The 12,738-nt window shown below is 73.5% G+C and carries 8 protein-coding genes; 1 reads left to right on the forward strand and 7 read right to left on the reverse strand.

Annotated features, from left to right (window positions below):
* Positions 1-91: 91 nt before the first annotated feature.
* On the forward strand, positions 92-979 hold the full coding sequence (locus tag OG286_RS17405) for an alpha/beta fold hydrolase (protein WP_396324460.1): 888 nt from the start codon (positions 92-94) through the stop codon (positions 977-979).
* Here OG286_RS17405 and OG286_RS17410 read toward each other — a convergent pair.
* From OG286_RS17410 to OG286_RS17440, 7 genes are all read right to left on the reverse strand, one after another.
* Complete coding sequence (locus OG286_RS17410) at positions 969-1,937, reverse strand: 2-hydroxyacid dehydrogenase (protein ID WP_396324432.1); 969 nt, start codon at positions 1,935-1,937, stop codon at positions 969-971. The genes OG286_RS17405 and OG286_RS17410 overlap by 11 nt on opposite strands.
* A 43-nt stretch (positions 1,938-1,980) precedes the next feature.
* A complete protein-coding gene (fxsT, locus tag OG286_RS17415) occupies positions 1,981-5,973 on the reverse strand; it encodes an FxSxx-COOH system tetratricopeptide repeat protein (RefSeq protein ID WP_396324431.1) in 3,993 nt (1,330 codons plus the stop codon).
* Positions 5,974-6,046: 73 nt separating this feature from the next.
* Positions 6,047-7,411 carry a TIR-like protein FxsC gene (locus OG286_RS17420; RefSeq protein ID WP_396324430.1) on the reverse strand — a complete coding sequence of 455 codons (1,365 nt, stop codon included), beginning with the start codon at positions 7,409-7,411 and terminating at the stop codon, positions 6,047-6,049.
* A 147-nt stretch (positions 7,412-7,558) separates the two neighbouring features.
* Entirely contained in the window at positions 7,559-8,398 is an 840-nt protein-coding gene (locus OG286_RS17425) for an aminoglycoside N(3)-acetyltransferase (protein WP_396324429.1), read from the reverse strand.
* Positions 8,399-8,715: 317 nt separating this feature from the next.
* Positions 8,716-9,519, reverse strand: coding sequence for an aminoglycoside N(3)-acetyltransferase (locus OG286_RS17430; RefSeq protein ID WP_396324428.1), 804 nt, complete (start codon positions 9,517-9,519; stop codon positions 8,716-8,718).
* Positions 9,520-9,862: 343 nt separating this feature from the next.
* Positions 9,863-12,307 (reverse strand): FxsB family cyclophane-forming radical SAM/SPASM peptide maturase, encoded by a 2,445-nt coding sequence (locus tag OG286_RS17435; protein ID WP_405361025.1) that lies wholly within the window; start codon positions 12,305-12,307, stop codon positions 9,863-9,865.
* Between the two features lie 41 nt (positions 12,308-12,348).
* On the reverse strand, positions 12,349-12,534 hold the full coding sequence (locus OG286_RS17440; protein WP_396324426.1) for a hypothetical protein: 186 nt from the start codon (positions 12,532-12,534) through the stop codon (positions 12,349-12,351).
* Positions 12,535-12,738 lie beyond the last annotated feature (204 nt).

Consider the following 12,738-nt stretch of genomic DNA (forward strand, 5'->3'; position numbering starts at 1 on the left):
GCCGGGACCAGCGCGGACGAGGATCACCGAACAGACCGGGACCACCGAACAGCAGTACCCCGTACCGAGGAGGCCGCGCGTGTCATTACGGATGGTCAAGGCGCCGGACGGCCGTGCCATCGCCGTCGAGACCCTGGGCGACCCACGCGGCCGGCCGGTGTTCCTGCTGCACGGCATGCCCGGCAGCCGGATCGGCCCGCACCCGCGCAACACCGTGCTGTACCGCCTGGGCATCCGGCTGATCTCCTTCGACCGGCCCGGCTACGGCGACTCCACCCGGCTGCCAGGCCGCCGGGTCAGTGCGGCCGCGGCCGACGTGCGGACCATCGCGGACGAGCTGGGGCTGAGCGGCTTCGCGGTGCTCGGCCGCTCCGGCGGCGGCCCGCACGCGCTGGCCTGTGCGGCGCTGCTGCCCGACCGGGTCGGCCGGGTCGCCGTGCTGGTGGGCCTGGCGCCCCGGAACGCGGCCGGGCTGGACTGGTACGGCGGGATGACCCCGTCCAACGTCCGCGCGTACCGGGAGGCCGAGCGCGGGCACGACCGGATCGCCGACGCGATGCGGTTCCGCTCCGAGCAGATCAAGGCCGACCCGGTCCGGCTGCTCAAGGGCCTGCGGCCGGAGCTGCCGGCCACCGACCGCGAGGTGGTCGCCGACACCGGGCTGCGGCGGATGCTGCAGAGCAACTACCGCGAGGCGTTCCGGCACGGCGCCGACGGCTGGATCGACGACGTGCTCGCGTTCACCGCCGACTGGGGCTTCAAGGTGCAGGACATCACGGTGCCCACCTGGCTCTGGCACGGCGCCGACGACCAGTTCTCGCCGGTCGACCACTCGCGCTGGCTGGCCGACCACATCCCCGGCGCCGAACTCTTCCTGGAGCCCGGCGCCGCGCACTTCGGGGCGTTCCGGGTGATGACCACCGCGCTGGCCTGGGCGGCCGGCCACACCTCGGCGGGCGGTCGGGCCCTCAGGCCTTGACCGGGGTGACCGGCTCGCCGCCGGCCAACACCGCCAGGACGTTCTCCACCGCGAGCCCGCCCATCGCCTGCCGGGTCCGGACGGTGGCGCTGCCCAGGTGCGGGGCCAGCACCGCGCGTTCCTGGGCGAGCAGGGCGGACGGCACGGCCGGCTCGTGCTCGAAGTTGTCCACGGCGGCGGCGAACAGCGCGCCCGACTCCAGCGCGGCGGCGAGCGCCTCCTCGTCCACCACCCCGGCGGTCATCGAGACCACGACCGCCCCGGGCGGGAGCAGGGCCAGCCGGCGGGCGTCCAGCAGGTGCCGGGTGGCGGCGCTCAGCGGGCAGGTCACCACCAGCACGGTGGAGGTGGCGAGCAGCTCCTCCAGCGGGAGCCACCGCGCGCCCTCGGCCTGCTCGGGCGGGAGTTCGGAGCGGTTGTGGTAGCCGACCGGCATGTCGAAGGCGCGGGCCCGGCGGGCCACCGCCTGCCCGATCCGGCCCATGCCGAGGACGCCCAGCGGGGTGCCGGCCAGCTCCAGGCCGAGCAGGAAGTCCGGCGCCCAGGCCCACGGACGCCCGGAGCGCAGCCACCGTTCGCCCTCGCCGAGGCGCCGGGTCGCGGCCAGCAGCAGCGCCCAGGCCATGTCGGCGGTGGCGGCGGTGAGCACGCCGGGGGTGTTGGAGACCAGCACGCCGCGCTCGGCGCAGGCGGCGAGGTCGACGTTGTGATGGCCGACCGCGTGGTTGGCGACGATGAGCAGGCCCGGGCCGGCCGCGTCCAGGAACGCGACGTCCACCACGTCGTCCAGCGTGGTGACCACCGCCGACCGGCCGCGGACGGCGGCCAGGAGCTCGGCGCGCGGCATCGGTACGTCCGAGTCGTGGTGGGTCACCGCGTGGTGCGCGGTGAGCCGCTCGATCACCCCGGGCGCGAGGCGGCGGGTGACCAGGACCGGGGGCAGTGGCTGCTCGCTCATAAGTCCCGCAGCGTACCCCCGGGCCCCGGCCGGTGTGTTCGCGTCAGACCGGCTGCGGCTCCAGGTCGCGGTTGATCCGCTTCCAGCCGCGTGCCGAGACGGTGTTGGGGTGCTCCTCGCCGAACTGCCGGATCAGCTCGGCGATCGCCTTGGCCCGCAGCTCGGCCGCCTGGGTGTGCCGGCCGGCCGCGCGCAGGGTGACGGCCAGGTTGGCCTCGCAGGCCACCGCGTCCGGGTGCCGGGGCGTGTAGCGCTCGCACAGGCCCGCGTACGCGAGGCGGCCGAGCTCCTCGGCCCTGCTGATCTGGCCGTCCTCGCCGTACGCGTTGGCCAGGTTGATCATCGCGTTGAGGGTGTACGGGTGCTCCGCGCCGACCGATTCGGTCAGCCCTTCGACGGTGGCCACCCCGCGGGCGATGGCGCCCCGGATGTCGCCGCTGCCCCGCAGGTAGATGCCGAGGTTGTTGGCGCAGGCCAGGGTGAACGGGTGCTCGTCGCCGAACAGCCGCCGGTGGCCGTCGTACACGGTGGTGCAGAGGTCGCGGGCGGCCTCCTTGTCGCCGGAGGCGCTGTGGTCGGCGGCCAGGTTGAGCGCACAGGCCAGCGCGTCGGGCGCGTCGGCGCCGTACCGCTCCAGGTAGCGCTCGTACGTCTCCTTGGTGATCCGGCGGGCCTCGGCGAGCTGGCCGGTGCGGCGCAGCGAGACCGCCAGCGACTTGGCGTTGCGCAGGTTCTCCGGCAGGTCGGGGTCGAGCACGTCGCCGAGGTCGTTGGTGACCTCCTGGAGCAGGTCCACCGAGCCCCGGTAGTCGCCGAGTTCGCGCAGGTCGCGGGCGAGGTTGGACTTGGTGGAGAGGGTGTACGGGTGGCGCGGGCCGAGCACGGCGGTGCGCCGGTCCAGCGTCTCCTGGTCGAGCTCGCGGGCGGCCTCGCTGTCGCCGACGAGCCGGTAGTCGATCGCCAGGTTGTTGGCCATGGAGAGCGTGCGCGGGTTGTCGTCGCCGAACAACTCGCGGAACTGGTCGAGGATTTCGCGGTCGAGGTCGAGCGCGGCCTGGAACCGGCCGAGCGCCCGCCGGTCGGCGCCGAGCGATCCGGCGGTCATCAGGGTGTACGGGTGGTGCTCGCCGAGCAGGGCCCGCTGGCGCTCCAGGGTGGCCTCGTCGAGGGACAGCGCCTCGGCGTAGTTGCCCTGCGAGCGCAGGACGTTGGCGAGCTGGAAGCGGAGCAGCAGGGTCTGCCGGTCGTCCTCGCCGAGCTTGCCGGTCCACTCGGAGTCCAGGGCGTGGCCGAGGTCCCGGGCGCGGTCCAGTTCGCCGCGCTTCCACAGGTAGCGGACGCGGTCGATGAGCAGCTGCCGGGTGTCGGCCTCGTCGCAGTTGTGCGCCTTGGACGGCGACAGGTGCGGCCAGATCTCGTCGAAGGCGGGCCAGTTGGCCGGGTCGTCGGTGTCGCCGAGGACGGGGCGGGCGCCGGTGAGGATGCGGTGCACCTCGTGGACGGCGACCTCCTGCTCGTCCTCGGTCATCTCGGCCCGGATGACCGCCTGGACCAGCCGGTGCACCTGGAAGCTGTTGGTGCCGGCGTCGACCTTGGCCAGCGCGTACCGGCCGATCGCCTGGATGACCTTGCCCAGCATGAACTTGTCGCTGAGGTCGGCGTCGTACTGGACGAGCGCGCGGATCATCTGGTCGCTGTAGAAGAGGTTCATCGAGATCGGCTCGGGCGCGAAGAACGCGCAGAGCTGGAGCAGCCGCACCGCCGCCGGGGACTGGGTGCGCAGCCGGCCGATCGAGACGTTCCAGGTCGCGCCGACGGGCGTCGGGTAGTCGGCCGGCCGGGCGCCGGCCAGGGCGCGGGCGGCCTCGGCCTGGAGCTGGGCGACGTAGGTGTCGACCGGGGTGCCGGTGGTGTCCAGCCAGGCGGCGGCGACCTCGACGGCGAGCGGCAGGTCGCCGACCGCCTCGGCGACCCGGTCGGCGTCGGGGCGGGAGAGGCCGCGGGCGCGCCGGCAGAGGTGCTCGACGCTCTCGCCACGGGTGAAGACGTCCACCTCCAGCGCCTCCGCGTGCCCGGACCAGGCCTGGTTGCGGGAGGTGACCAGGATGTGGCCGGAGCCGCCGGGGAAGAACCGGCGGATCTCGGAGGGCTCGTCGGCGTTGTCGAAGATCAGCAGCCAGCGCGAGGTGGGCACGCCGCGGCGCAGCGCCTCGCGGGCGGCCTCGGCGGCCTCGGTGACGGAGTCGCCGACCCGCAGGCCGAGCCGGCGGGCGAGGTCGGCCAGGGCCGGGGCGACCAGCTCGGTCTGCTCGGCGTCGATCCACCAGACCAGGTCGTAGTCGGACATGAAACGGTGCGCGTACTCCAGCGCGACCTGGGTCTTGCCGACGCCGCCGAGCCCGTACAGGGTCTGCGGGGTGGGCAGGACGGCGGCCATGCCGCCGCGCAGCTGGTTGCGCAGTTGCTCCAGAACGGCGGCGCGGCCGGTGAAGGACGGGTTGCGCGGCGGCACGTCCCAGACCTGCGGCTTGCTGCCGGGGAACCGCGGGCCGGTACCGGTGGTCTCGGCGAGCGGCACGTCGCCGCGGCCCAGCGCGCGCAGCAGGGTCTGGACGGACTGCGTCTCGTCCCGGCCGACCAGGTCGACCGGGTTGCGGTTGCTGAACGGCGCGGTGAGCCGGACGTCGCCGACCCGGACGGGGACGAGCTGGCGGCGGGTGCCGGACGGGTCGGAGCTGACGACGGACTCCCAGAGCGCGCGGGCCTGCGGCGAGCGCTGGTAGGCGGGCGAGAGCACGGCGACCGTCCGGTAGGCGGCGTCGATGCCGCGCTCGGTCTCGTGGCGCGGGTCCGAGCCGGCGCTCAGGTCCCTCGGCAGCACGCGGAAGCCGGCCCTGGTCAGGATGGACTCGATCCAGTCCGCCCACATCCGGTCCTCGGGCACGTACGAGAGGTAGAGGTCGGCCGGCACGGAGGGGCGGCGCCGGGTGAAGGCGTCCACGTAGCGCAGCCGGACCTCCTCGTCGACCGCGGGCAGCGAGGTGACCCGGCCCTCGGTGATCACGCCGGTCAGCCGCTCGCAGGCGGCGAGCATCGACGTCTGGGTGCCGCCCTGGTCGCCGAAGGTGGAGAGGATCTCCTCGTAGGCGTAGAACGGCCGGTACGGGATCTCCACCGAGCCCCAGTAGTGGGCGAGGTCCTCGCCGTGCACGCCGGCCGGGAGTCCGTCGAAGCGGATCCGGGCCAGCGCCCGCCCGGCGTCGGCCTTCTCCTTCTCGCCCTCGTCGATGCGCATCGGCACCGGGAGGATGCGGATGCCGCGCTCGCGGTAGCGGTCGTGGATGTGCTGGGCGATCCGGGAGGCGCCGTCGATCGACTGGTCGCTGAGGGTGAAGCAGACCACCAGGTCGTCGGGCATCTGGACGGTGCAGATCTCGGCGATGTCGGAGAGGCCGGTCCGGGAGTCGATCAGCACGTAGTCGTAGCGCTTGCTCATGTCGGCGCGGAGCGCGTCGAAGAACTGCCCGCCGTCGAAGCGGTCGTAGAAGATGTCCCAGTCGAGGTGGGTGACGGCCTCGGAGTAGTCCCGGTTGAACTGGCCGGCGGAGAGGAAGTCCAGGCTGCCGCCGTCGGGGAACAGCGGCCAGGAGAGCGAGAGCGCGTGCGGGTGGACGCGGGCGAAGTCGAGGTGCCAGCCCTCGGCGTGCTCGACCGGCCGCAGTGCCTCCTCCCGGTACTCGGCGATGAGGTCCATCATGCCGGTGGTGCCGGCCAGCACCGCCGGGTCGAGGAACGGGTGGAAGAACTTGGCCAGGCCGGGCGCCTCGAGGTCCCAGTCGACGGTGAGCACCCGGAAGCCGTTGGCCGCCAGGATCCAGGCGGTGTTGGCGAGCGCCATGGTGCGCCCGGTGCCGCCCTTGTACGAGTAGAAGGTGATGATCCGGCCCTGGCGGTCCTGCTCCGCCTCGCGCTGGGCGGCGAGTTCGGCTGCGGTCAGGCCGCCGATGCGGAGGTTCCTGGTGCGGTCCTCGCTCATGCGCCCACCTCGCTGCACTCGGAGGCCGCTTCGCGAAACGCGCAGCCCTCAATGAATCGCTCGCTCCGCTCGCTCATGTGGTTCCTCCCCCGGGCGGCGTCCCGTCGTCCGGGCGTTCGCCTAAGTCGCGTGCTGGCTGGTCGTCGTCGTAGGCGAAGGGTTCGGGCCCGTCCCGGCCGCGTCCGTTCCGGAAAGCGTCCCGCAGATTGGGGCGCGGCGCCGGTGGTTCCTCCGGTTCGGTCCTGGTACGGCTCTCGAAGGCGTACTTGGCCTTCATGGCGGCCCGGGGAAGTGCGTCGTCGAACTCCTCCAGGCTGCCCAGCCCGGGCGGCCCGCCGGTGGCGCCGAGGAAGCTCGGCCGGACCGACCGGTGGGTGAACCGCAGGACACGGTCGCTGAGTTCGCCTATCTCACGGTGCTTCTCCACGCAGTCCGGGTCGTCCAGGTTCCACGGTTCCAGGACGCTCACCCAGGAGCAGTCGGAGCTGTCGAAGCGGCGGACCAGCTCGCTCCACCGCTCGTCCTGGAGCACCCAGCGGTCCAGCAGCAGCAGACCGGGCGCGACCGGTTCGCCGCCGGAGATGATCGCCTCGGCCTCGCCGTCGAACTCGTGCACGGTGGCCTGGAACCCCAACTGCCGGGCGAGCCGCACCGCGTGCTCGGCCAGTGGGCGGGCGGCGGCCGGCCGGTACGGGTGCCAGTCGGTGCGCCGGGCGCCGTAGTAGTCGCAGTTGCGGTTCTGCGGCACCTCGCCCCGGCGGTAGGCGAGGACGGAGATCCGCAGCTGCTTGGTCGGCGCGGTGACGTTGAAGGCGCTGGGCTGGGCGTTGAAGTCGAGCCGGCGCCCGACCGGGATCACCGTCTCCTCGGCCACTTCGACGATCCGCCGGGCCAGCCGGTGCACGGCCAGCTCGTAGGCGGAGCGGAAGTAGCTGAGCTTCATCAGCGCGTAGAGGCCCTCGGTGGCGTAGTCCGGGCCGAAACTGGCGTGGTTGAACTGGAGTTCGCTCGCCACCCCGGGCAGCTTGTAGCGGCTCATCGGCGCCCAGAGCACCGGCACGATGCCGCTGGTCCGCTCCGAGTCGAGATTGGCCGGGTAGACCGGCCGCTGGGTGAATGAGTGCCACTCCTGCCCGCACGGCAGGCTGTTGAAGTACCGCGGCGAGTACAGCGGCACGAAGACCCGGCAGGTGGCCAGCTCCTCGGAGAGCCGCTCGGCCCACAACTCCCCCTGGTGCATGGACTCGTCCATGAACCCGACCGGCACGCCCGCAGGCACGGTGGTCAGTTGCAGCACCGCTTCGCAGAGGTCGCGGTACAGCTGCCGCACCCAGTGGTTGGGATCACCGGCGCCGCGCGCGCCGGCCTTCGGGGTGTGGGCGTAACTGAGGAAGAAGTACGGCCGGGCGGAGTCCTCGTCCCAGCCATGATCGTTCACACGCGCCTCCCCCTGGCCCGCCGGCAACCTCTTTCCCGCGAGTCCCCGTACGCGGGGCTTCAGTGTAGGAACGACTGAGGGTCCAATGGAATAGCACAGTGGGCCACACGAGTTGACATGACCGAAACGACTGCCCCCGCACGGCCCCTATGCGCCACGGCCGGAGGCGCGGCCCGCCCGCATGATGCCCACCGCGAGATCGACCGCCTCGCGCATCGGGACCAGGTGGCAGCGGGCGCCGCCCACCCGGCCCTCGGTTATCCCGGTGGCGCTCCTCAGGACCTCCTCCCCCAGCCCGGCGAAGTGCACGTCGTCCAGGTCGGGTGCCTTGAAGGCCACCCACCCCTCCTGGACCCGGCAGTAGTACTCGCGGTGCCGTATGTCGGGCATCCGCAGATCCGCCAGGTGGAAGGAGGTGAACCGGGACATCGGGACGCCGAGCAGCAGGACCTTCGCGTCGAGGTCGTAGAGCCGGCCCAGGGCGGAACGTTCCCCCAGGTGACAGTCGAGGGGGTGGTCCGCGGTGATCTCCCGGGCCCGCGGGCCGAGGGCGGCGAAGGAGGTCTGGGGGTGGGAGCTGCGCAGTGCCCCGGCGCGGGTGCGGATCTTCTCGGACACCACCCCCATCGTCGCCGAGCAGGGGGTCGTGGCCGGGTCGAAGGGCGGCATCCGGTCCCGGTAGTCGGCGATCCCCTCGGCCGAGAGCCCGGCCGTGGCCGCGATGTACAGGCGCGAGGTCGCGGAGTTCTCGGGGGTGGCGGTGTACGCGACCAGGGTGCCCCGGTCCGGCGCGTCCACGGCCTCCATCAGTGCGTCGACCACGGTGGCGGCTCCGCCGCACACCGGGCCGAGGTTGCGCAGCGAGGCCTGGACGAACAGGACCCCGCCCGGCCGGACGCCGAGTGAGGCGAGTTCGCGGGCCAGGTCCGATGCGGTGAGTTCGGGTTCTTCGCCACGGGAGGCGACGGGACGGTGGGCAGCGGCCATGACAATTCCCTGGGGGCAACCCCCGGCGAGGGTGTCCGGGGGACGGAACGACATGAGGGCGCGGCGCAGGCCGCGGCGGAGCCCGCCACGGGCGGGCACAACAGAGGTGGTGAACGGTACAACTGGGCGGGCACCGCAGAGGCGGTGAACCGTACGCCGGGGCGGGCGGGGTGGGACGGGCCCGCCCCGGAGAGCAGTGTGCCGCGGCCGTCCGCGACGCTGCGGACCGCCTGGGTGGCGTTGCCACGGGGCCGGGCCCAGGGCTTGTCCGACAAATCCCGCCGCGCACTGGTGCGACGCGAACGGTCAGACAAGCCCTAGCCGAGCTGCGGTGCGCCGGGCCGGAGTTCGGGGCGCTCGTGCAGGATACCGACGGCCAGGTCGACCGCCTCGCGCATCGGGATCAGCCGGCAGTCGGCGGCCCCGACCCGCCCGGTCACCACGCCGGCGGCGCGCCGCAGCACCTCCTCGCCCAGGGTCTGGAAGTGCAGGTCGTCCAGGAGCGGGCCGTCGAAGCGGATCCAGTGGCTGCGGCCGCCGTCCCTGACCACACAGCCGTAGTGCCGGACGGGCAGGTTCGGCATCCGCAGGTCGGCCAGGTGGAAGGCGGTGAACTTGGCCAGCTCGACGCCGATGCTCAGCACCCGGGTGCCGATCTCGTACATCCGGCCGAGCGGGGACTCCGGGCCGAGGTGGCACTCCAGCGGGTGCAGTTCGGTGATCTCCTTGGCGCGGGCCCCGACGGCCGCGAAGGAGGATTGCGGATGGGTGCTGCGGACCGCCTCGGGGTGGGTGCGGACCAGTTCGGAGAGCATGCCCATGGTCCGTGAGGAGGGCGTCTCGGCCGGGTCGAACGGGGGCATGGCCGCACGCCACCGCGCCACCTGCCCGGGCGTCCAGCCCGCCATCATGGTGGTGACGAGCCGGGAGGTGTCCGAGTTCTCCGGGGTGGCGGTGTAGGCGACCAGGGTGCCCCGCTCGGGCCCTCCGAGCGCGTCCAGCAGCGCTTCGCGGACCGTGGCGCTGCCGCCCTCCACCGGGCCGATCGCCCGCAGTGAGGCCTGCACGAGGAGCACGTCCCCCGGCCGCACACCGAGATCGGTGAGCTGACGGGTGAGCACGGCCCGGGTCAGCTTATTTTCGGATATGTCCCGCTGGGGAGGCGCGGGACTCGGTTCGTGAGGGATGGCGGTTCCCGAGGGTGAAGGGCCCGGAGAGGGGTCTCCGGAGCCGGCTGGGGTAGGGGCGAGCGTACCTCCGAGACGGCGCGCCGGGTGGCAGGGCACCCGGCAACCGCCGCTCGTGTTCGGCCAGTTGAGACCGGCCTGGAGTGGCCGGCCGGTGGTCGTGGTCGGCCGGTGGTGGTGGTCGTCCGGTGGTGGTCGGTGGCCGTCCCGGCCGGTCGTGGTCTGCCTGTGGTGGCCGGCCCCGCCGCCTCCCGCCGACCGACTCCCGCCGGTGCGGTCAGCCGGTGGGCACCGTCGGCCGGCGGTCCTGCCGGGCCTGCCGGGCGGCGTCCTCGGCCGCCTTCGGCAGCCGCACGTCCAGCCAGGGCCCGACCGTCTCCCGCATGCCGTCCGCGAAGCGCAGGCCGACCGGGGTCAGCGAGCCGGAGCCGGCCAGCCGTTCGACCGCCTCGGCGGTGTACCGGCGCCAGAGCGCGAACTGCGCCCGGGCGTGCTCGGCGGCGGTGCCGGGCAGGCCGTCGTAGATGGCGGTCCGGGTGCCCCAGAAGGCGGTCACCGCGAGGTGGGCGTAGGTGCCCTGGAGCAGACCCTCGATCGGGCGCGGGTCGGGCCGCCAGGGCGCGTCGTACAGCGTGCCGTCGGCGGGGTCGTAGAGGTCCACCAGGTCCAGCACGGCGCCCAGTTTGACGTGCTGGAACTCGTGCGCGAGCAGCAGCGCGAGGATCGGCGCGGTGGCCGGGCGGGCGATCCCGACCGCGCCGAAGGCCTGTCTGGCGGCGGCGCTGACGTCCCGCCCGGCCGGGCCGGGGCACAGCGGGGTGACGGTGGTCAGGCCGGTGCGCAGGCCCTGGGCGTAGGCCGGCATGTCGCGGTCGAGCAGTTCCACGGCCTCGCGCAACGCCCCGGTCCAGGCGTGCAGTTCGGCCTCGTCGAGGCGGTCGCCGACCGGCCACTGGTGGCTGTCGCGCTGCGGGTCGGTGTCCTCCAGGGCGAGCGTCCAGCCGCCGGCCAGCCGGACGTGCCGGACCGGCTCCCAGCGCGGGTCGCCGTGGCCCGCGCCGATGGTGAGCACCTCGCCGTCGGCGGTGCGGACGGTGAAGCCGCCGCCGGTGCCGGTGACCACCGCCTCGCCGCCCGGGAGGGCGAGCCGGCCCAGCGTCGGCAGGTGCAGGGCGCCGGCCCGGACCGGGACGGCCACGGCGTCGCCGCGCCCCGCCCGGACGGCCGCGGCGCCGGCCAGCTCGGCCAGCCGGCCGAGCCCGGCGCCGGGGTCCCCGCCGAGCCGCCGGGCCGCCCAGGCCCGGGCGTACGGGTGCCCGAGCACCGTGTCCAGCGCGGCCGGTGCGGCGGAGTCGAGGTCGGCGAGCAGCTCCCAGGCGGCCGAGGAGCGCAGCCCGGAGGTGCCCCAGACGGCTGCCAGCATGGCGCGGGTGAGCGCGAGTTGGGATCGGACGAGGGCCCGGACGGTGTCCGCGCCGCCGTGGCCGTGGGCCAGCTCGTCGAGCCGGCGGTCGGTGAGGCCCGCGGGCACGGCCGGCTCACCGGCCTGCGCGGGAACTGCCTGGACGGCCGCCGGCCGCGCGGCCTCGCCGGGCCCGGGGGCCGGCTCGCCGCGGTCGGCGATTCCGTTGATGAGTGTCATGAGATCCCCGCAGTAGACGGAGGGGTGGTCGAAACCACCATCGGCCCGGTAGCGGTGGGCGTACAGACCGCCACCGCAGGAGCGGACGACGGGGCAGGCCCGGCAGGTGGCGCTGAGGCCGGCCAGCCCGGACTGCCGGGCGACCATGCCGGGGTGCCGGGCGACCTCGTCCAGGCTGTGCGTGAAGACGTCGAGACCGGTGGCGGGCGCGCCGTCGTACGCGGTCTTCAGGCTGTCGGCTTGTTCGAAGGTGCCGTCGGTCTCCAGCACGACCAGCGCGGCGGGTTCCAGGCCGAGTGACTCGGTGAGGCTGGAGAGCCCGTGCAGGGTGCGGTGGACCGAGTCGAAGGTGCGGACGGCGAACGGCCGGCCGGCCGCCTCCCAGCGGTCGTAGACGGCCAGCAGCCACGCGGCGTAGGGGTTCTCCCCCCGGTCGGCGGGGCGCTTCGGCGGCTGGTCCCAGGTGGCGTGCGGGAGCAGGAGGTCGACGGCCGGGGGGTCGAGTTCGGCCAATGCGTCGTAGACGGCGACCGGGTCGTTGTCGACGTCGACGGTGCAGAGCAGGCCGGCGTAGAGGTGGCGGTACTCGGGCCGCCGGAGCAGGGCCACCGCCCGCAGCACCTGCGGGTGGCTGCTGCGGCCGTCGGCGAACCGCCGGTGCCGGTCGTTGGCCGCGCGGTCGCCGTCCAGCGAGATGCCGACCTTGATGTCCTGCTGGTCGAAGAGCTCGCAGAAGGCGGGGCTCAGCAGCACGCCGTTGGTGTGGATCCGCAGGTCGAGCGCGCAGCCGGGCGGGAGTGCGGACCTGAACTCCTCGGCGGCGCGGCGCAGTCGGTCCGGGCCGGCCAGCAGGGGCTCTCCCCCGTGCAGGACGACCCGGACGACGGTGAGGCCGTGGGCGGCCGCGTGCTCGCCGATCCGTTCGGCGGCCTTGGCCAGGACCTCGTCGCCGATGACCTTGGGCCGGGCGCGCCAACTGGTGTCGGCGTGCTCGTAGACGTAGCAGTGGTCACAGGCGAGATCGCACCGGCTGTGGACCTTCACAACGAACTGCGTGAACGGAAGCAGGGATCGCGTCATGGTCAGTCTGTTTCAGCCGGAGCCGATGGTCGATCGGCTGGTCAGATGGAGGAGTTGAAGGCCGCGACCGGCACCAGACCGGTATCGGAGCCGGGCAGGGCACGTCGGAGTCGCGCGGCCAGCTCGTCCGACCCGAGTGCGGCGAGACCGGCCAGAGTGAGCCGGTCCACATCGCCCTGAGGCTCCGTCAGTTCGCTGGTGGGCCTGGTGTCCAGTGCGGGTGTCATGTTCGATTCTCTTCCGCGATGGGGGTTAGAGAGAGCAGATACCGGGTATAAGGCCCGGCTCCAATCATCAATGTAGTGGCAGCGGGACAGCAGCGCCGTACCGTTCCGTGCACGTCTGTGCCCACTACCCCCGCCGGGCTGCGACGTCACGCGGAAAGTTCACCCACTCGGCGGTCGCATCGGGGCGTCGCACGCCACACGGGT

The organism is Kitasatospora sp. NBC_00039 (assembly GCF_045160625.1).
Classification (GTDB): Bacteria; Actinomycetota; Actinomycetes; order Streptomycetales; family Streptomycetaceae; genus Kitasatospora.

What these genes read in the sequence shown, in the direction of transcription:
- fxsT (WP_396324431.1), bottom strand. Translation starts at nt 5,973, where the DNA reads ATGAGCGAGGACCGCACCAGGAACCTCCGCATCGGCGGCCTGACCGCA.
- OG286_RS17410 (WP_396324432.1), bottom strand. Translation starts at nt 1,937, where the DNA reads ATGAGCGAGCAGCCACTGCCCCCGGTCCTGGTCACCCGCCGCCTCGCG.
- OG286_RS17435 (WP_405361025.1), bottom strand. Translation starts at nt 12,307, where the DNA reads ATGACGCGATCCCTGCTTCCGTTCACGCAGTTCGTTGTGAAGGTCCAC.
- OG286_RS17405 (WP_396324460.1), top strand. Translation starts at nt 92, where the DNA reads ATGGTCAAGGCGCCGGACGGCCGTGCCATCGCCGTCGAGACCCTGGGC.
- OG286_RS17440 (WP_396324426.1), bottom strand. Translation starts at nt 12,534, where the DNA reads ATGACACCCGCACTGGACACCAGGCCCACCAGCGAACTGACGGAGCCT.
- OG286_RS17425 (WP_396324429.1), bottom strand. Translation starts at nt 8,398, where the DNA reads ATGGCCGCTGCCCACCGTCCCGTCGCCTCCCGTGGCGAAGAACCCGAA.